Below are 18,744 nucleotides of genomic sequence, written 5' to 3' on the forward strand. Positions count from 1 at the left end.
TTCTAATTTTTAATACAGCTTTTCACAATCACCTCCAGGGCCTTTTCTGCATCACAGGCATACAATCCGGAGCACCATGCAGGATTAGCTTCAATCAATGCCCAGCCTTTTCCTTTGATGATCCCGAAGTCGAGAACAATGGCGTCCGGAAGGGTAGGAGCATATGTTTGGATGAATGCATCAAAAAAAGAAAACATATCCTGCTGTTCTGTTTCAGACAACGGGTTCATATCAAAAGCATTGTTTCGCCAGTAAGAGGAATAGGTCTTAATTTCATGATGAAGAACGAAACATCTTACTTCAAGTTCCCACTCTACCACTTCTGAGGTGAAGACCGTGATTTCCTGGTCCAGCGTATCAAAACCTTTGATATCCGTTACCTTTTCAAAAACCCCGGCTTTAAAACTTTTAAAGTCAGAACATTTGATGAATATATTTTCCTGATTGGTAAAGTCTTTAAGCTGGCCATAAGAAATTCTACGCTTTGTAAAATCTTCGGCAATATGCGCTAACCAGTTATCTGCAGGTTTTAGCAGGGTTAAATTGCATTGGTCAGCAACAATTTCTGCATAGATATCCTCACCATACACGGCAATCACATCTGCACGGAATTCTTCAGGAACATTCCATTTGGCATTGAAACGGCTCAGTTCATAGGAAGAACTGAGAGACGCTTTTTTCAGATTGTTACTGTCTTCCGTATACATGGGTGACAGGGCGATTATATTTTTCATAGTTAGTTTTTAATTTTCAATATATATTTTTAGTGTTCAGAATTTCCCTAAATACTTTTTCCATTTTGTCTTTATCTGCCTTACTTCCGGGAAGAGCTTTTGACCTTTCTTCATTTTCGGCTATCATTTTTTCCAGGAATTCAAACAATTTCCAATCGTTCGGGTGGTAATAAGATTCTCCTTTGGTTGCTTTTAATGCAATCAGGCTTTCTATTTTCTGTCTTGTTTCATCATCTATTAAAATAAGCAGATCGCTGAACAGCACAGGTGGAACTGTTCCTTTTTCTATGATCCACTTTCCGGTCAATGCAGTACGGAGGCAATAAAAGTAACTTTTTAATTTTACATTATCAGTTCTGCACGCTTCCAGATATTTCTTACTCATGCTTAGATAATGATAAGAAACAGCTATCGGCGAAAAACAGGCATCTGCCAAAGGTCTGAACAGCTCTGTAAATTGAGTGTTTTCTTTGTATATAATAGGAGAATAAAACCAGCTGAGCAAAGCAGCATTCGATTTCAGCAATAGATGAAAGGTTTTTCTGAGATCCCATCCGGAGCCGTCCAGATCATCTTCTGTCATAAATTCAATCGTTTCATCCTTATCCCATGGTGAAAGATACCAGTCTTTTTCATGGCGGTATATGAAACGGATATCATAATCACTGTCCGGCGAGGCAAATCCCCATGCTCTGCTTCCTGATTCTACAGCAAGAAGAACTTCTACGCCTTTTGTTGCTTCCACTTCCTTTATTTTTTCTAATATTTTTGGTGTCATTGTTTTCAATTTATAATGCAAAATAATAGTATAGATGCGCAATGTTCTTACGTAGATTTTTTTGTGAAAAGGTTTGAGAGCTTATAATAATGAGTAATGAGTAATGAGTAATGAGTTTCGGGGAGTAAAGTCATTTATTTCTCCGTCTTTTATCTCTTATCACAATTTTTCCATCATAAATCCACAAACTCATTCTCCGGAATACCCTCTATTTCACTAATATTGCACTTTCACTATTTAACATAACTATATTACATCCATGGTATCAAACGAACTGCAGCATAAAATTGATTTTAAAACAAAACCGCTGGGCGCATTAGGTCATCTGGAACGTCTCGCCCATAAAATAGGTATGGTTCAGAATACAACATCTCCACAGCTATCCCATCCGCATATGGTGGTTTTTGCAGCGGATCACGGGATTGCTGCAGCGGGAGTGAGTGCTTATCCGCAGGAAGTAACTTATCAGATGGTGATGAATTTTCTGGGAGGCGGTGCAGCCATCAATGTTTTTTGCAGACAACACGGTATTGATATTAAAATTGTAGATGCCGGAGTGAACTTTGATTTTCCCGAAGGATTGAATCTGATCGGTAAAAAAGTAAGAAAATCAAGCCGGAATATTATAGAGGAGCCGGCTATGACGCCTGAAGAATATCAGCAGGCATTGGCAAACGGCCGCTCAGTGGTTGCCGGGATAGCAGAAACAGGGTGTAATATCATTGGATTCGGAGAAATGGGAATCGGGAATACATCAGCTTCTTCTCTGATGATGAGCAAATTGTTTGATATTCCGGTTGTAAGCTGCATCGGAAGAGGTACCGGGCTGAATGATGATCAGCTGCAGAATAAGATCCGTATTTTATCTTCTGCGATTGAGAAATATCCGGAAGCGACTGCTGTGGATGAGATCGCACAAACGTTTGGCGGACTGGAAATCGTTCAGATGATGGGAGCAATGGACGAAGCTTTCCGTCAGAATATGCTGATCATGGTAGACGGATTTATTGCTACGGTTGCGGTTGCTGCTGTCTGGAAAAAAATTCCCGAAATACTTGATCACTGTATTTTCTGTCATGTAAGTGACGAAAGCGCTCATCTCCGCTTACTCGAACTATTGGGGCAGAAAGCACTCTTGAATCTCAACCTGCGTCTGGGAGAAGGTACAGGCTGTGCTTTGGCTTATCCGCTTATTCAGAGTGCTGTTGGTTTTCTGAATGAAATGTCAAGTTTTGAAGATGCTCAGGTTTCAAATAAGGAATAGATGAAAGCCATAAAGAACGAACTGATCTATTTTGTAACGGCACTGATGTTTTTCACAAGAATTCCGGTTCCGTTTACTGTGCCTTATTCCAGTGATATTATGAACCGTTCGCAGAAGTATTTTGCATGGGTCGGATTGCTGGTCGGGCTGATTAATGCCGTTGTTTTATATCTGGCCACTCAGCTTTTTAATCCCGAAATAGGAATTGTTCTCATGATGATTTCCAGTGTTCTGCTTACGGGAGCTTTTCACGAAGACGGTTTTACAGATATGTGTGACAGTTTCGGAGGAGGATACGGAAAAGAGAAAATTCTTACGATCATGAAAGACAGCAGGGTGGGAGCTTATGGGACCATCGGCATTATTCTGCTGTTTGCCTTGAAGTTCTTCAGTATTCAGGCTTTGGAAAAGATTGACAGCTGGAAAATACTGGCAGTTGTCATTTTAGCTCATACCGTAAGCCGGTTTATTTCCGGAACCATGATCTATACCCATCAGTATGTGACAGATATTGATGCCAGCAAATCTAAACCTTTGGCGAATAAACCATTGGATAGGATGGCATTACTGGTAGGATTGATCAGTGTCTTAATTGCTTTTGCCCTGATTCCGGACTGGCGGCTGATCTTTGCTTTTGCCCTGGCTTATTTAGGGAAGCTTTATATGGGGTGGTATTTTAAAAAACATATCGGTGGCTATACCGGAGATTGCCTAGGCGCTGTACAGCAGGTGTGTGAAGTTTTATTTTATCTGGGAACAATCATTGTATGGAAATTCATCTGATCCGTCATACTGCAGTGGAAAATCCGGAAAACCTTTGTTATGGATTTGCGGAAATGCCTTTAAAGAAAAACTATAAGGAAGATTTTGAACAATTAAGTATAGACCATGATTTTGACCTGGTTATTTCAAGTCCGTTACAGCGCTGCCGTCTTTTGGCTGATCATTTTAAATTCGGTTACAAGACCGATGAAAGGCTGCGGGAAATGAATTTCGGAAACTGGGAAATGAAGAAATGGACTGATATTCCGGAACATGAGATCAACCCCTGGTACCAGGATTTTATCAATGTAAAGGCAACAAAAGGTGAAAATCTGCTTGAAATGCAAACCCGTGTGCTCAGCTTCTGGAATGAACTGATTCTCAGGAAAGAAATCAATAAAGTTTTACTCATTACCCATGCCGGAGTGATCCGGCTGATTATACAAACGGTTTTACAGTTTCCGCTTGAAAATATGTTCAGCATTCAGATTGACTATGGTAAAAAGGTGATCATTGAGGTAAATGAAGAAACTCTTTCCGTTAAAAAGATGAATATCTAGTAATGATAAATTCAAAAAATTTAAATACTGAAGGATAAAAGTGTACTGAAGTTTTTAGAATATTTGATTTCAAATTGATAATTATTTAAATTCCTACAGAATAACAAACTGTATGGTAAGTTTATCATTCCAATTGTGTCATTCCTCAGGGATCCAGAATGTCTGTCTTCAGTAAACTTATTGTAGGAATTGAAACCTATAACAATTATTTGAACTGAAGACATAAAATTCCCTTCACTGAAGGAGGTGTCAAATCAAAGATCTGAAGGGGTGATCTCTCAAACTACACCTAAAAAAACGCCACCCGATACCATCAGATGACGCAAGAAAAAATTATTTAAAAATTTTGATAAAACTATCTTTTTCCAGATTTTTCAAAGAGAAGTCATAATCAGCTTCAGCTTTTTCTGCCGTAATTTCTGCTCCGAGCTCTTTGATAAGCTTATTGAAGGACATCGCTTCATACCATTGCTGGTACAATGCGGTTGTTGCCATCACAGAAACTTCCGAATTTCCTGAAATATGAGAATGTCCCGCTCCGAAATTCAGAAGTACGAAACATTGCTTTCCGTCTTTTGGCAACAGCATTCCCAGGATTGTTTGGGTCTGGACTGAGTTACATTTGGCTTCAGCAAAAAGATGATCGGGATTCATCATATAATCGTAGGAAATATTATCCCCTTTTCCGATCACGATTTTATATCCGCAATTCGCATCTCCGCTGAAAACGTTATTCATGATAAGGGTAGGTGTAGCCAATCCTTTGTTGGCATAAAGATATTCAACGGCACCATTAGGCGCAGATGTCATATCTCCGGAGTACATCAATTCTCCGTTACCTTGATTATAAGCAGCATTCCAACCTATTTTTCCGGCGATATTCAATCCTGAAAGATCAAGGTCACGGGCTCCCCACTGGTCTTCCCAGTAGATCCCAACGGCCAGTCTGTCACCATAAAAACGGGTTCCGGCAGGAATGTTTCCAACAAACATTTTTTCAGAAGCCGGCAATGCAAATTCTATATTTTCAGGGAAATAGAATTTCTTTCCGGAAAAATTTCCATATTTCAATTTCAGATAATCCAGGATAAACTCATAATTGGCCTGGTTTACATAAGTTTCCTTACCTTTTTTCACCCATGATTTTCCGTTTCTGATCCTGTAAACAAATGTATCCTGACCATGCATTCTTGAGTAGCATGCTGAGAGAGCTTTAAACAGAGCAAATGGTGTCGCATTTTCCAGCCAGTGCCAGTCGCTGCTTTCCAGTAGGGTATGGGTAGCATCATTCAGCGGGTTAGAAACCAGAGGTTTATGATATACTTTAGACAGCTTCGAAATTTTATTGATTACTTTCGGTGCCCTGTTTTTATAGGCAAGAAAAAGCGGTTTAAACCTGTTGAAAATTTCTGCCAGTTTTTCCAGGCCAAAGCTTTCGAACAGATAGGTAGGGTTAAATTTACTCTGCTTTACCAAATCAATCAATTCATCGTTTTTAATTAAAAGCGTTGTCTGGGTTGTTTTATAAATGACATAACGGAAAAACTCAACAGGATTTTCAGGATAGATATCATACAGGTCGGCGATTTTTACAATGGCTTCTTTATTTCTGATATTTTCTTTTCCTGTGAAATCATATTCCAGTTCCGCATGCAGAATATCAAGCAGATCATCAACGGTTTCTTCTTTCAAAGCAATTCCTGACTTCAGAAGAGAAAGGCATTTTTCCTGCATTTCTTCTGCAGTATAAGCTTTGATTACTTTAAAAACCAGCTTGGTTTCAGGAACGTTCAGGACTTCCTGAGGAATATAGATTTCACTCTGAAAATCGCTCCCATAGGTTGAAATATAATGTCTGATCTGTTCAAAGAACAGTTCCGTTCTTGAGGTATTCTTTATTTTAGCCCAGGATTTATGAAAGGTTTTATTCAGGTCATTTCCATTCAGTTTTTCCTTTGCATAATAAGAGATGATCTCTTTTTTTGCCCATAGTGCATCAGGCTCTATCACGAAACCGTCGTCAGAAACAAAAGGTTTTTCATCGGATTTTACAGCCAGAACAGCATTGAATAATTTTAGTGTTTTCATGATTTAAAATTAAATAAGTGAGGAGTATATTCATTAAAAGTGAAGGGTATAGGAACTCCTTTTACCTATAATTTTTATAAAAGGCGGGGAGTAAAACCTTTAATGATAAAATAGGAACTCCCTTTGCCTTATAGTGGGTAAAAAGGCGGAAAGTAAATCCAAAATATAGGAACTTTCTTTGCCTTAAAATTTTTGAAAGATGAGAATGTCTGGTACGTGAATATAAGCATTTTCATCATAATGAGGAGCAGACAGGACTCGAACCTGTGACCTACAAACCTGGTGATTGATAGGAACTTTATATGCCAATAGCGAAAAGTAATCTTGTTGCTCTACCATCTGAGCTACTGCCCCTGCCTTTATATTAAACCTGTCAGGTTTTGCTATCCATTATCCATCAGGCTTTTCTGAATTTTTTCTTTTTCTTCCATGGTGCATTTTTCTGCACGTCACCAGCCATGATACATCCGTACGGCATCACTTCATCCAGTACTTCACAAAGCCCATATTCTTCAATTTGTGCTCTCACGTTTTTAGCACTTTTATAAGCACTTGGCAGCTCAGAAATATCAATTTCATTGGAGTAGAAACGGATATCCAATCCTGAAGTTTCCTCATTGAAGATTTCCTCAGTGGTTTTATGAGCCATAGACCTTTTATGCTGGCTTCTGCTGAAGTTTCTTCCGGCTCCGTGTGGCGCAAAACCTAAGTTTCTTTCATTGGTTTTCCCCTGTACGATCAGTACCGGTTCTGCCATATTCAGCGGGATCAGTCTTGGTCCGGTGATATCCGGCATGAATTTATCATCCAGAGGAGTAGCCCCTTTAGCATGATAAAACAGATCTCCATCTTTGAAAACGAAGTTATGCTCATTCCAATATCTGTTTTCTTTCTCCATTTCCAGCTTGTTCAGCACAGCATCATGAATGGAAATATGATTCTCCTTTGTCCATTGTCTGATCAGTTGCAGCGCTTCCCAATAAGATTTTCCTTCTTCCGTTTCATAAGGAATCCATGCATTTTCCTTCAGGGTTTCAGGTGAGATTTCCTGTCTGAAACGGTTGGCTACTTTCATTCCTTTATCATAAAGGGCAGCTCCCGGAGCTCTTGAACCGTGGTGGGTCACCATCATGGTATTTCCTGTATTTTTAGAGATTCCTACAAACAGGAAATGGTTTCCGTCTCCCTGGGTTCCCATATGAGAACGGGCGATGCTGATCAGTTTTTCATCATTTAAGAAATCATTTTCTCTGAAGGCATCCATCAGTTCCTGGGACATTGGCATTTGTTCTCCTCTTGGTCTTCCCCCGTATCCGAAATGCGTTACAGAATGTGCTGCATCCAGAACATCTTTAGGATTGGCTTTCCCAAAATCGGTCAGCATTACAGAACAGCAGATATCTGCACTATGGAATCCCGGATGAATGGCATTTTGGGCAACCACCACACCTCCTACCGGAATATAACCTTCAGGACCTGTAGGACAGGCGTCCGGCATTAATGCTCCCTGGGTAAGCGTTGGGGTTTTCATCAGCACTTTCATGGTTCTGATTACTTTATCTACATTATCGTTTTCACTTTCGTGTTCAGCTCTGATGTTGATGACAAAATCTTTAGCCGTATCATGAAGCGGAATAAGGTCCGGTTGTTTGAACTGTACCAGATATTCTGCGATCTGATCGTCATTCAGATTATTTTCATTGATATAGGCAATGGCATCTTTAAACCATTTTGAAGGTCTATATCCTAATTCGATTAAATTATTTCCGTTAAATTCCATCTTTTTTTCATTTTGATGATGCAAAGTAAAGGTATAATTACGCAATAGTTTTGCGTAGATATATTTTTTTTAATTATTTTTACAAAAAATTAAAAATAAGAGGTAAGATCATTATACGTTTGTCCTTATCTCAACCTATAAAAATTAAAAACCTACATTATGATATTATTAGAACAACTTAAGCATTTCCCGGAAACCATTCAGTTTAACGATGTAATTGCCTATATTGATCAGAACTACGAGTTTACGCCTACTGCTTTTAAAAATGGCGATACAACCAATCAGGCAGGGCAGAATAACGGTTCATGCAAGGTTTTCAGCTTTGCAAGGCTTCAGAATCTAACTCCGGAAGAAACCCTTCTGCTTTTCGGGGAATTCTACAGGGATGATGTTTTGAAAAACCCTGATGGAAATGACCACCAGAATATCAGGAACTTTATGCAGTCCGGATGGGAAGGGGTTATTTTTGAGGAGGATGCTCTGAAGGAGAAATAATGATCATTAAAAAAGTAAATGTGAAGAGCAGCTGTTCAGCATCCTTAGTTGGCGGAAGATTTGGCAATTCACACCTTTTGCGATTTTATCCTAACTAAAATTATCATCACCATGTCATCCAATAAAAATGCCCTGATCCGCTATAAAACACTGGATAAATGCCTTAAAAACAAATACAGGAAATACACGCTGGAAGATCTCATTGACGAGTGTTCTGAAGCATTATTTGAATTTGAAGGTAAAGAATCCTATGTAAGTAAACGGACGGTACAGCTTGATCTTCAGAATATGCGGAGTGAGAAATTCGGGTATGAGGCTCCTATTGAAGTATATGAAAGAAAATATTACCGCTACAGCGACCCGGAATACAGCATTCATAATATTTCTGTGAATGAAAGTGACCTGAAGGCTATGAATAATGCAGTCCAGATCTTAAAACAGTTCAAGGACTTTTCTATGTTTAAAGAAATGAACGGGGTTATCCAGAAGCTTGAAGATTCCATTCATGCAACCAGCCAGAAATCTATTATTCATCTCGATAAAAATGAACAGCTGAAAGGTCTTGAGCATATTGATATACTATATGAAAGTATTGCCGGTAAAAAAGTGCTGAATATCCTTTATAAAAGCTTTACGGCAAGAGAATCCAATATCTATACGGTTCATCCGCAGCTGCTGAAGGAATTCAATAACCGCTGGTTCCTGATCTGTCTTTATAAGCAGAAAATGTACAATCTGGCACTGGACAGAATGGAAAACATTGAAGTCAATGAAAATCATCAGTATATTGACAAAGACCTTGATGGTGACGAATATTTCAAAGATATTGTCGGGGTTACCGTTTCGGAGGGGATTGTTCCTAAAAATGTTGTTTTTTGGGTCGATTCAGGAAATGCACCGTATGTCAAAACAAAACCCCTGCATAAGAGTCAGGAGATCATCAGTGAAGATCCGGGTGGAACGATATTTAAAATCTGTGTTCAGATCAATTTTGAGCTGGAAAGGCTGTTGCTGGGTTTCGGGGAATCTCTGATTGTTCATAAACCCCGGAAGCTGAGGCTGAAAATGGAAGAGAAATTCAATGCCGGAAGAAAAAATTACCAGAATCTGATGGTGCCTGATGATGTATAATTGATGCATATTCATATAAATCAATTGCCCGGAAATTAGCTGTCAATTTTATCTTGGCTTGGAAATTGCATTAATACCATTACAATATCACATTATGAAATCAAGAATATTTAAAGCATTAATTGCAATCATAGCTCCTATAGCAATAGAATATATTGTTAAAAAAATATCTGAGAAACTTGATAAGAAGGAAGATCAGAAAGAGAAAGAACCTAAGCAGATTACTGCTTAAACGTAAAAGTAGTTAAAATTTAAAATTATTGAAAAGAGACTGTCATAGCATGTACAGTCTCTTTTTTATTGGAGTATATTGAAACCACCCGGTCAAAAATTCTTTGAATTATTGCCACCCCTCCGGAGGAGGGAATTCTTACGTTTTCAGCTCAAAAAATGGCACAGGTTTAAATTTCCAATGTTTTTTAAGATAGCATTGGCTGGATTCCTACGGAATGAACAGTTGGAATCATAGGTTTACCATACAGTTTGCCATTCCGTAGAATCTCAGCATATTTTTAGCGTTCTGGTACCATTATTATGCATTATAAAAGTAATCTAAATAATAATCAATTTAGAAATCGTAGATTTTCAAAACTTAAGTGCACTTTTTATATATAAAGCTTGTCACTTAAAATAACTTAAGTATTCAAAACTTTTGTGTCTTTTGTGGTTACTAAAATTCAATTCACTTATATAAAATCATAAATCCCGTTTTTCCAGCCCAAAACTTTAGAAGAGTCAGCCTTAAGCCAGTTTTTCAGGATCGTGGCATATACTTTTCTGAAATCTTCCGTATAGATCAGATCTCCTTCGTTGAGGTTCTGAAGGTCAGGAAGACTATTGAGAAGACCTTTCTTTTTCAGGTTTCCACTGATGAAAAACATCTGATTGGCTGTGCCGTGATCTGTTCCGTTGCTGGCATTCTGGGCAACCCGGCGTCCGAATTCAGAAAATGTCATCAGCAGGATATTATTGAAGAGGCCATTGCTTTTCATATCAGCCACAAAAGATTTTACGGCATCATTGATATCACTGAACAGTTTTTTCTGTCTGTCATTCTGATTCACATGGGTATCAAAACTCCCGATTGAAAGATAGTAAACCTGTGTATTGATGTCGGATTTGATCAGGGACGCTACTGTTTTGAAATCTTTTCCCAGTTGGGAATTCGGATAAATCTGTTCCGTCTTTTTGGCTTTGCTTTTTTCAAAAATATAATCCGCATTATTAATGGTAGAACCTAAAGTCTGATAAAGATAAGAAACGGTTTCATCATCGTGATGATGGTCATACAGAGACTTGAAGTACTTTTCCTGGCTCGTTTGGTAAAGCCTTTTGGGGTCTTTAAAAGCAAAGGCTTTATTATTTTCACCTTTTAAGGCAAGGCTCAGCATATCATCTACTTCCAGCGCCTGGGTAGGGTGCTCACAGCGGTAGCATTCTTCATCCAGAAACCGTCCGAGCCAGCCTGTTTCCAGAAATTCATCACTTCTGCTGGCGGAATGCCAGATGTCCATACTCCGGAAGTGGGATTTATCAGGATTGGGATAGCCTACATTATTCATTACAGAAAGCTCACCATTATCGAACAATTCCTTGAAATAGGAAAGGGAAGGATTGATTCCGGCATCATCAGTCAGGGCCATTGAATCCTGGATGGCAAGGGTTTTCCTTTCTCTGAAATAGATATCATTTTTTACCGGGATAATTGTATTCAAACCATCATTTCCACCGGTGAACTGGAGTACTACCAGTATATTCCGGCTGGCGGGAAGTGCTTCGTCCAGGGTCATTGCTTTTAAGAATTCAGGCATCAGCAGGGAAGCAGTTGCCAGTGAACTTATTTTTAGGAATTCTCTTCTTTTGATGAGCATAGCTTTTTGTTTAGATTATGGTTTATACTGCTATCTGAGATCTCTTGCTGGTATCTACATTAATTGATATTCAGGGGTTGACATCAGGTTGATGACATTTATTTTTGTGGTATGATCCGAAAAGCTTTTTACAGCGTCCATATTCATATTTTTTGTATTGATAATCAGGTAGTCTTCGCAGCTTTTATGGGCGAATGTCTGATCTACACGGTTCCAGTCTATCGTAATGTTTGGGTTTTTAAAAGTCTTGTTTAGAGCCGTCTCTCTGGATTTCATCCCCATATCAAGATCATCATCCTGGCGTGGGCTATATTCCAGTGGGCGAAGTCCGGACCAGATCTGCGGAACCTGAAGTCTTAGCATCAGGGTAGAACTGTCGATCCATGATTTTCCGTTGGGCCATCCTGCTACATTAGGAGGATAAAGGAGCATCTGTCCCAGTAACTTCTGATAAACAATAAGGTTCTCGGGGTTCTGAATATGCATGGGAAGTATCCTCATGATTCCTGCCATCAGTTCTACAGGAGATTTTATTCTGTTTCCGATGTTCTTTTGATCATAGAACCAGGCGCTTGAAAAAATCTCTGTCATCAGTTTTTTTATATCATATCCTGAAGTATAGAAACCGGTGCTTAGTTTATCAATGATACTGTCATCCGCTTTTTCATTGACGAAGAACTTATAGATCTTTGTGGTAATAAACCTGGCTGTGGCTTTCTGTTCCAGAATAATATTCAGGACATCTGATCCGTCAAAGTTACCGGTTTTTCCCAGGAAAGTCTTGGTGCCTTCATCGTGAAGGTTTTTTCTTTCTTTAAAATTGCCCTCCTTATCATAGCTCCATCCGGTAAATGCTCTGGCTCCTTCCCGGATATCTTTTTCTGTATAATTTCCTCTGCCCATGGTAAAAAGTTCCATTACTTCACGGGCAAAATTTTCATTGGGATGGTCCTTTTTATTTTGCTGATTATTCAGAAAATTAAGCATGGCAGGCGACTGGCTTACCTCAAAAAGCAGGTCTTTTAAATTTCCTAGCGCATTTTTGCGGATTGTATTGAGAATCTGTCTGTTGAATTTAGGATTGAGCACTCTAGAGGCAAAGTGTCCATGCCAGAAAAACGCCATTTTTTCTCTCAGCTGTTCTTTGCTGTTCACCATTGTATTCAGAAAATTCAGGTTCAGTTCATTATTCTGGAGCCTGTTGAGACGCTGCATTTCCTTTTTCTTTTCTGCCGGAGCTGTACTGTTCATATAATCTGTGGCAGGATCGGCATCAGGAGTATCATAATTGATTTCGCTGAAACGGTCCTCTTTAAATAATTCATGAATCAGCGTTTTTGTGTTTTTATTTTTCAGATCATCAATCTGATTGATTCCAATACCGAAACCTGCGCGCCAAAGAAGATGTTTGTTTTGTAATAATGAATCAGCCATGGTGAAAAATATTTATTTTTTTGATAGAATTGACAGAATAAGGTTAAAATAATAACGGGTTAAAGATTGTTAATATTATCATCTGTTGAGTCTGGACTGCAGAACTGTTGTAAAACCCAGGATTTCTATGCTATTAAAAATATAACCACCGATCTCTATATAATAAATCAAATGATACATTAAGTTGACTTTATAAGCTGTTGTTTTTTCGACTTATTTCATATTTCAGGCTTTATTTTGATAAATTTTGTTAAACAAACATTTAAATTTTGTTAAAATTAACATGTTGATATTCATTATTTTATGTTGTGTATATGTGTTAAAATCAAGAAAAAAGCCTTGCTTGGCATGATTTTTACATCCTCTTGTTTAGTAAAATTTAAAAATTAGAGTTATGAAAATGTTTAAACAAGCAATATTGCTTGCTGGGATTTTAACAGCAGGTGTAGTAAGTGCCCAAAGTGCTCAGATGAACAATATGATCAAAGTAGGTGCAAATGTTGGTTTAGCAGTTCCTTCAGATAATCTTTCCGCTGCGGTAGGAGTGGATGTAGCTTACCAGAACCTGATTACACCAGGATTTGGTTTAGGTATCGCATCAGGATATACTCATTATTTCGGTAAAGAAAATAATGGTTATAAAAATAATGATGTAGGAGTAGTGCCTGTGGCAGCTTTAATCAGAATTTATCCAAAACAAACCGGGTTCTATTTCGGAACAGACTTAGGATATGGTTTCCTGGTTGGAGATAATGCAGTGGCATCCAACACCAATGTTGAAAGAGCAAGCGGAGGTTTTTACCTTAAACCGGAAATCGGATACCACAACAGAGACTGGAACTTCTTCGTACAATACCAGAAGGTTTTTGTAGGAACAAAAGGAGATTTACCTGGTCAGGACTATAATGTGGGGAATATCGGAGTTGGATTCGGTTATAATATTCCATTAGGAAAGTAGTTAGATTTAATATATAAACAATTATTAACCAAAACCTTTTCACGAAAGTGGAAAGGTTTTTTCGTTCTGTGCAGGATTTACGAAAACTATTATTATATTTGGTAAAATTTGAGGTTATGATTCTGAATCCAAAATTTCCGCTTTATTTACCAGGAGTAGAGAACAATAATAATGATAATATTTCTATCATTGGAGCAAGTCTTCGTGAAGATATAACCATCTTAGGCTATTTCGTTTCCGGTAACGGAGGTCTTGAGATGAAAGTCCAGAATGTTTATCAAACCAAAGAATATGCTTCTTTTTCAGATATCCTGAAGAAGTTTATTCAGGATAATCAACTGGAAAATGTAAAACGTCTTGGAATGGCAGTTCCGGGGCCTGTACTGAACGGGAAAAGTAATCCTGTAAGGTTGGGCTGGAACCTGGACATTGAAGAATATGCAAGAGATTTCGGGTTTGAAAAGGTAGAAATGCTTAATGACCTGGAAGCATCTGCTTACGGAATGGCTCTTCTTGAAGATGATGATCTTGAAGCCATCTATACAAGCGGACATCTTGAAAAAGGGAATGTTGCCGTTCTGGCACCCGGAAATGGTTTGGGGGAAGCAGGTTATTTCTTTGACGGAAAATACCTGAGACCTTTTGCTACGGAAGGCGGACATTCTGAATTTTCACCGAGAACCAATGTGGAAGTTGAATTTTACCAGTTCCTGAATAATATTTACGGAATTGTAAGCTGGGAAAATGTACTTTCTAAAACAGGTTTATTCAATATCTACAGATTCCTGAGAGACGTAAAAAGACATCCTGAGCCGGAATGGCTGGGAGAGCGTCTTGCACAGGGGAATTTTGTGGAAGAATTGTACAAAGCTGCGGTAGAAGAGAATGTATTGATCTGCAGGATTGCTTTGGATACTTTCCTTGAATTCCTTGCCCGTGAAGCGAATAATTTAACACTGAAGGTGAAAGCTACCGGAGGATTACTGATTGCCGGAGATATCCCTCAGATCGTGAGAGAATATATAGACAAGGACAAGTTCTATGAAAAATTCAAGATCAGTGATAAAATGGAAGAGATGCTGAGAAACATTCCAATCTATCTGGTCAAGCAAAACCACACAGCATTAAAAGGTATGGCCCTTTACACAGCCTACTATCAGATATAAAATACAGACTCCGGATTCTTTCCGGAGTTTTTTTTGCGGGATGATATTATTCATAAAAATAATTGTTTTTCTTGATATACATCAACGCCATCTATCGAATAAGATGGCTACCTTTGTGATCAACTTAATTAAAATAATTCAATCAATGAAAAAAATATTTTTCTTAGCAGTTTTAGCCGGTGGTCTGGCTTTCGGACAATCTAAAAAAGTAGTAGCATCTGATGTACACTGGTGGGGATATAAAGTAGCAAAATCTGAGGCAAGCTCTCACGATGGTACTGTAAAAGTAAAATCAGGAGACATGGTGATGAAAGGAAACCAGCTTGTAGGAGGTAACTTTGTGTTAGATATGACTTCTATCAACGCTACTGACCTTACAGGTGAATATCAGCAAAAACTTAACGGGCACCTTAAGAACGGTGACTTCTTTGAAGTTGAAAAATTCCCTACTGCCAGCTTCAAAATTACTTCTGTAAAGAAAAACAACGATAAGATCTATAACTCTTTAGTAACAGGAAACCTTACTGTAAAAGGAAAAACCAATACAGTTTCTTTCCCTGCAAAAATTTCTTACAGCAAAGGAGTAGTAAGTTTGGTATCCAACAAATTCTCTTTCGACAGACAGAAATTTGATGTAGCTTACAAGTCTACTATGCAGGATGTTTTTGTGAAAGATGATATTGATATGGTTGTAAAGGTAACTGCTCAATAAATTAATCAAAAAAAGATTGTTAAAAGTGTAGAAGTTCTACACTTTTTTTTATTTTTGTTGAATTGTAAATAAAAAAGAATGAAAAGATTACTATTGTTTGCTATGGTATGCGCAGGTATGTCATTGGTTTCTGCCCAAAAGAAATTTGATAAAGTTTCAAAAGTGACTTCATCAGAGATCAGATGGTGGGGATATAAGGTTGTAAAAACTGAAGCTTCCTCCCATTCAGGAACCGTAAAGCTGAAGAGCGGAAAATTCAACTTTGACCATACAGTTCTGGTAGACGGAGAATTTGTGATAGATATGAGAAGTATAATGGCAGGTGATGTTTCTGATGAAGATCAGATCAAACTTACCAATGACCTGAAGAGTACCAACTTTTTTGAAGTGAAGAAATTCCCGGTGGCTAAATTCCATTTAACTAAAATCATCCCTCTGGCAAACAGTGAGTACAACTCTACAGTATATGGAGATCTTACCCTTAAAGGAGTGAGAAAAACAATCTCTTTCCCGGCTAATGTATATGTTACCCAGTTTACAACATCCATTGAGTCTGCTAAGTTCTCTTTGAACAGGAGAGACTTTAAAGTTTTCTATCAGTCTTCACTGAAAGATTACTTCATTAAGAATGAAATGGATATCCAGTTCAAGGTTTCTACAGAAATGCTGGACAACGAGAACAGAGTTCCTAAGAAGAAAAAATAAAATTAAATATTATATTGATATAAAAGAACAGTGCTCAGGGACTGTTCTTTTTTTTGTGGGAAACAGGAGTGTGAAAAGGCTGTTTCTTTATACTTTTTCCCTCTGAAAGGTTAGCCTGTCTGTATTTTTTATAAATTAGTGGTATGAAAATTTATATTGTAAGCGGGCTGGGAGCAGATTTCAAAGTATTGGAAAGAATAGAGTTCCCCAGACACTGTGAACTGATTTTTATAGACTGGCTTATTCCTGAGAAAAACGAGCCTTTTGACGCCTACGTGAAAAGGATGGCTGAAAAAGTGGATGATTCGGAGCCGTTTTGTCTGCTGGGATACTCTTTTGGAGGAATTATGGTACAGGAGATCAACAGGCTGAAACCTGCTGAGAAAGTAGTAATCCTGGGAAGCATAAAATCGGATAAGGAAAAATCCAGATTCATCAAAACGGGTGAGGTTACCAAAATCCCTAGAATACTTCCGGTAGGGCTTTTCAATGATAAAGCAGCTAATGTCTATGGTGTGGTCAGAAAACTTTTTGATCCTAAAAATCCTAAGATCCTGCAGTATTTCAAGGTTCGAGATCCTTACTACCTCAAGTGGTCTGTAGAAAAGGTCTCTGAGTGGAAATTCGAAGAAAATCCTGACGTGATCCAGATTCTTGGTGATAAAGATATCGTTTTTCCGATCCGTTATTCTAAGCCGGATTATGTGATCAAAGGTGGAACTCATCTTTTTCCGGCGACTAAATCTAAGGAAGTTTCAAAAATTTTGAAAGAAGTGTTTTGTGAAAAATAATAAAATATTGTTACTTGAATAATATTTTATAGGGGTTTGTTGTTGAAAATGTATTTTTTTTAAAATTTATGTTTAAATTTGATAGGGTTAAACATAAATTTTATGAAAATAGGACTGAAGTGGATTGTTTCATTCTCTGTCATCACCATTGTTGCCATCGGAGGTTTATTCTGGAGCCCGGCTGCAAATATTCCTGACACGGGAGAGTTTTTAAGTGAAGATAAAATTGTAGGTGCAGACGTAGCATGGATCCTTGCTGCAGCAGGACTTGTTCTGCTTATGACACCCGGACTTTCCTTCTTTTATGGAGGAATGGTAGGAAGGAAAAATGTAATTTCTACCATGCTGCAGAGTTTTATTGCTCTGGGAGTCATCTCTATGGTTTGGGTGGTGTTGGGTTTTTCTCTGTCTTTTGGCGAATCTATAGGAATTACAATTGACGGAACACATTACGGTATCATTGGAAATCCATTAAGTTATCCTTTTTTCAGCGGGGTAGGAAATCTGCCTCATAAAATGATGGCTCCCACTATTCCTTTTATCCTTTTTGCCCTGTTTCAGATGAAATTTGCTGTTATCACTCCGGCTATTATTACCGGATCTTTTGCGGAAAGGGTTCGTTTTGTTTCCTATTTATTATTCATTGTTCTTTTCAGTATCTTTATTTATACGCCTCTTTGTCATATGGTATGGCATCCTGAAGGTCTTTTGAACAAATATTTCGGTGTAAAAGATTTCGCAGGAGGAACCGTAGTGCATATGAGTGCCGGTTTTGCTGCACTTGCAGGAGCCCTGGTAGTAGGAAACAGAAGAAATCCGCATCATGAGCCTTCCAATATTCCTTACGTACTGCTGGGAACGGGAATGCTGTGGTTTGGGTGGTTTGGCTTCAATGCAGGATCTGCGCTGAGCGCTTCTGCGTCTGCTGCTACCGCATTCGGAACAACAACTATCGCCTCTGCTTCGGCAATGATGACCTGGATCTTTTTTGACAGGATCAATGGGAGAAGCATTTCGGCTTTGGGTGCGTGTATAGGAGCGGTAGTAGGACTGGTGGCCATTACGCCCGGATGTGGTTTTGTGAGTATTCAGGAGAGCCTTTTTATAGGATTTGTTACTGCTATAGTTTCCAATCTGATGGTAAACTGGAAGGTTTTAAAGAAAGTAGATGATACGCTGGATGTTTTTGCCTGCCATGGAGTAGGGGGAATAATGGGAATGATTCTTACTGCTGTTTTTGCTCATGGTGAAAAAGCAAGCCTGCTGCATGGCGGGATTGAGGTTTTTCTTCATCATATGGCAGCATTGGTTTTGGTTTCTGTTTTTACATTCTTCGGCTCGCTTCTGCTGTATAAGATGACGGATTCCATCATTACCCTGAGGGTTTCTGAAGAGTCTGAAAATAAAGGCCTTGACCTGTCTCAGCATGAGGAAACTTTCATTTGATACCATAGTAACAGTCCCAAAAATCTGATGATTTGAATTTTGGAACTGCTGCAGACCGGTCTGTCAGAA

At 38.4% G+C, this 18,744-nt stretch carries 18 protein-coding genes and 1 tRNA gene; 12 read left to right on the plus strand and 7 right to left on the minus strand.

Annotation, left to right across the window (positions count from 1 at the left end):
• Positions 1–2: 2 nt before the first annotated feature.
• On the minus strand, positions 3–734 hold the full coding sequence (locus BBI00_RS01060) for an ATP-grasp domain-containing protein (protein WP_065397023.1): 732 nt from the start codon (positions 732–734) through the stop codon (positions 3–5).
• Positions 735–750: 16 nt separating this feature from the next.
• Complete coding sequence (locus BBI00_RS01065; protein WP_065397024.1) at positions 751–1,512, minus strand: nucleotidyltransferase domain-containing protein; 762 nt, start codon at positions 1,510–1,512, stop codon at positions 751–753.
• 259 nt (positions 1,513–1,771) lie between these two features.
• Between BBI00_RS01065 and cobT the strand changes: the two genes are divergently transcribed.
• Genes cobT through cobC form a run of 3 tightly spaced genes read left to right on the plus strand, consistent with a single transcriptional unit; the run spans position 1,772 to position 4,098 of the window.
• On the plus strand, positions 1,772–2,776 hold the full coding sequence (cobT, locus tag BBI00_RS01070; RefSeq protein ID WP_065397025.1) for a nicotinate-nucleotide--dimethylbenzimidazole phosphoribosyltransferase: 1,005 nt from the start codon (positions 1,772–1,774) through the stop codon (positions 2,774–2,776).
• Positions 2,777–3,559, plus strand: a complete 783-nt coding sequence (locus tag BBI00_RS01075) for an adenosylcobinamide-GDP ribazoletransferase (RefSeq protein WP_083988392.1) — start codon at positions 2,777–2,779, stop codon at positions 3,557–3,559. It abuts the gene before it with no gap.
• A complete protein-coding gene (cobC, locus tag BBI00_RS01080) occupies positions 3,544–4,098 on the plus strand; it encodes an alpha-ribazole phosphatase (protein WP_065397026.1) in 555 nt (184 codons plus the stop codon). Before BBI00_RS01075 ends, cobC begins: the two co-directional genes overlap by 16 nt.
• A 333-nt stretch (positions 4,099–4,431) precedes the next feature.
• Here cobC and BBI00_RS01085 read toward each other — a convergent pair whose 3' ends face one another.
• The 3 genes from BBI00_RS01085 to BBI00_RS01090 form a co-directional block, all read right to left on the minus strand.
• Positions 4,432–6,186: a hypothetical protein gene (locus BBI00_RS01085; RefSeq protein ID WP_065397027.1), complete on the minus strand. Its 1,755-nt coding sequence runs from the start codon at positions 6,184–6,186 to the stop codon at positions 4,432–4,434.
• 243 nt (positions 6,187–6,429) lie between these two features.
• A tRNA-OTHER gene (locus BBI00_RS23190) sits at positions 6,430–6,540 on the minus strand.
• Positions 6,541–6,583: 43 nt separating this feature from the next.
• Positions 6,584–7,966, minus strand: a complete 1,383-nt coding sequence (locus BBI00_RS01090) for an RtcB family protein (protein WP_065397028.1) — start codon at positions 7,964–7,966, stop codon at positions 6,584–6,586.
• 159 nt (positions 7,967–8,125) lie between these two features.
• On the opposite strand from BBI00_RS01090, the gene BBI00_RS01095 reads away from it, so the two are divergent.
• The 3 genes from BBI00_RS01095 (at position 8,126) to BBI00_RS23195 (ending at position 9,824) form a co-directional block, all read left to right on the plus strand.
• Positions 8,126–8,461 carry a HopJ type III effector protein gene (locus BBI00_RS01095; protein ID WP_065397029.1) on the plus strand — a complete coding sequence of 112 codons (336 nt, stop codon included), beginning with the start codon at positions 8,126–8,128 and terminating at the stop codon, positions 8,459–8,461.
• A 111-nt stretch (positions 8,462–8,572) separates the two neighbouring features.
• On the plus strand, positions 8,573–9,592 hold the full coding sequence (locus BBI00_RS01100) for a helix-turn-helix transcriptional regulator (RefSeq protein WP_065397030.1): 1,020 nt from the start codon (positions 8,573–8,575) through the stop codon (positions 9,590–9,592).
• Between the two features lie 94 nt (positions 9,593–9,686).
• Positions 9,687–9,824, plus strand: a complete 138-nt coding sequence (locus tag BBI00_RS23195; protein WP_002980888.1) for a hypothetical protein — start codon at positions 9,687–9,689, stop codon at positions 9,822–9,824.
• A 454-nt stretch (positions 9,825–10,278) separates the two neighbouring features.
• Here the strand turns inward: BBI00_RS23195 and BBI00_RS01105 are convergent, their stop codons facing one another.
• Together BBI00_RS01105 and BBI00_RS01110 are read right to left on the minus strand one after the other, a co-directional pair.
• Positions 10,279–11,463 (minus strand): DUF1501 domain-containing protein, encoded by a 1,185-nt coding sequence (locus BBI00_RS01105; protein WP_065397031.1) that lies wholly within the window; start codon positions 11,461–11,463, stop codon positions 10,279–10,281.
• A 54-nt stretch (positions 11,464–11,517) separates the two neighbouring features.
• A complete protein-coding gene (locus BBI00_RS01110) occupies positions 11,518–12,897 on the minus strand; it encodes a DUF1800 domain-containing protein (protein WP_065397032.1) in 1,380 nt (459 codons plus the stop codon).
• 394 nt (positions 12,898–13,291) lie between these two features.
• Here BBI00_RS01110 and BBI00_RS01115 point away from each other — a divergent pair, with 394 nt between their 5' ends.
• The 6 genes from BBI00_RS01115 to BBI00_RS01140 all read left to right on the plus strand — a co-directional run bounded on the left by BBI00_RS01115 (position 13,292) and on the right by BBI00_RS01140 (position 18,675).
• On the plus strand, positions 13,292–13,855 hold the full coding sequence (locus tag BBI00_RS01115; RefSeq protein ID WP_065397033.1) for a hypothetical protein: 564 nt from the start codon (positions 13,292–13,294) through the stop codon (positions 13,853–13,855).
• A 116-nt stretch (positions 13,856–13,971) separates the two neighbouring features.
• Complete coding sequence (locus BBI00_RS01120; RefSeq protein ID WP_065397034.1) at positions 13,972–15,021, plus strand: glucokinase; 1,050 nt, start codon at positions 13,972–13,974, stop codon at positions 15,019–15,021.
• Positions 15,022–15,166: 145 nt separating this feature from the next.
• Positions 15,167–15,733, plus strand: a complete 567-nt coding sequence (locus BBI00_RS01125; RefSeq protein ID WP_065397035.1) for a YceI family protein — start codon at positions 15,167–15,169, stop codon at positions 15,731–15,733.
• 78 nt (positions 15,734–15,811) lie between these two features.
• Complete coding sequence (locus tag BBI00_RS01130; protein ID WP_065397036.1) at positions 15,812–16,438, plus strand: YceI family protein; 627 nt, start codon at positions 15,812–15,814, stop codon at positions 16,436–16,438.
• 143 nt (positions 16,439–16,581) lie between these two features.
• Positions 16,582–17,229 carry an alpha/beta hydrolase gene (locus BBI00_RS01135; RefSeq protein ID WP_065397037.1) on the plus strand — a complete coding sequence of 216 codons (648 nt, stop codon included), beginning with the start codon at positions 16,582–16,584 and terminating at the stop codon, positions 17,227–17,229.
• 102 nt (positions 17,230–17,331) lie between these two features.
• The gene (locus tag BBI00_RS01140; RefSeq protein WP_065397038.1) at positions 17,332–18,675 is read left to right on the plus strand and encodes an ammonium transporter; all 1,344 of its coding nucleotides are present in this window, start codon (positions 17,332–17,334) and stop codon (positions 18,673–18,675) included.
• Positions 18,676–18,744 lie beyond the last annotated feature (69 nt).

It is taken from the genome of Chryseobacterium arthrosphaerae, assembly GCF_001684965.1.
Classification (GTDB): domain Bacteria; phylum Bacteroidota; class Bacteroidia; order Flavobacteriales; family Weeksellaceae; genus Chryseobacterium; species Chryseobacterium arthrosphaerae.

Bases quoted from the DNA above. Each gene is read 5' to 3' on its own strand.
- BBI00_RS01115 (WP_065397033.1), top strand. From the start codon at position 13,292: ATGAAAATGTTTAAACAAGCAATATTGCTTGCTGGGATTTTAACAGCA.
- BBI00_RS01085 (WP_065397027.1), bottom strand. From the start codon at position 6,186: ATGAAAACACTAAAATTATTCAATGCTGTTCTGGCTGTAAAATCCGAT.
- BBI00_RS23195 (WP_002980888.1), top strand. From the start codon at position 9,687: ATGAAATCAAGAATATTTAAAGCATTAATTGCAATCATAGCTCCTATA.
- cobT (WP_065397025.1), top strand. From the start codon at position 1,772: ATGGTATCAAACGAACTGCAGCATAAAATTGATTTTAAAACAAAACCG.
- BBI00_RS01090 (WP_065397028.1), bottom strand. From the start codon at position 7,966: ATGGAATTTAACGGAAATAATTTAATCGAATTAGGATATAGACCTTCA.
- BBI00_RS01110 (WP_065397032.1), bottom strand. From the start codon at position 12,897: ATGGCTGATTCATTATTACAAAACAAACATCTTCTTTGGCGCGCAGGT.
- BBI00_RS01095 (WP_065397029.1), top strand. From the start codon at position 8,126: ATGATATTATTAGAACAACTTAAGCATTTCCCGGAAACCATTCAGTTT.
- BBI00_RS01105 (WP_065397031.1), bottom strand. From the start codon at position 11,463: ATGCTCATCAAAAGAAGAGAATTCCTAAAAATAAGTTCACTGGCAACT.
- BBI00_RS01075 (WP_083988392.1), top strand. From the start codon at position 2,777: ATGAAAGCCATAAAGAACGAACTGATCTATTTTGTAACGGCACTGATG.
- BBI00_RS01060 (WP_065397023.1), bottom strand. From the start codon at position 734: ATGAAAAATATAATCGCCCTGTCACCCATGTATACGGAAGACAGTAAC.
- BBI00_RS01125 (WP_065397035.1), top strand. From the start codon at position 15,167: ATGAAAAAAATATTTTTCTTAGCAGTTTTAGCCGGTGGTCTGGCTTTC.
- BBI00_RS01140 (WP_065397038.1), top strand. From the start codon at position 17,332: ATGAAAATAGGACTGAAGTGGATTGTTTCATTCTCTGTCATCACCATT.
- cobC (WP_065397026.1), top strand. From the start codon at position 3,544: ATGGAAATTCATCTGATCCGTCATACTGCAGTGGAAAATCCGGAAAAC.
- BBI00_RS01065 (WP_065397024.1), bottom strand. From the start codon at position 1,512: ATGACACCAAAAATATTAGAAAAAATAAAGGAAGTGGAAGCAACAAAA.
- BBI00_RS01135 (WP_065397037.1), top strand. From the start codon at position 16,582: ATGAAAATTTATATTGTAAGCGGGCTGGGAGCAGATTTCAAAGTATTG.
- BBI00_RS01100 (WP_065397030.1), top strand. From the start codon at position 8,573: ATGTCATCCAATAAAAATGCCCTGATCCGCTATAAAACACTGGATAAA.
- BBI00_RS01130 (WP_065397036.1), top strand. From the start codon at position 15,812: ATGAAAAGATTACTATTGTTTGCTATGGTATGCGCAGGTATGTCATTG.
- BBI00_RS01120 (WP_065397034.1), top strand. From the start codon at position 13,972: ATGATTCTGAATCCAAAATTTCCGCTTTATTTACCAGGAGTAGAGAAC.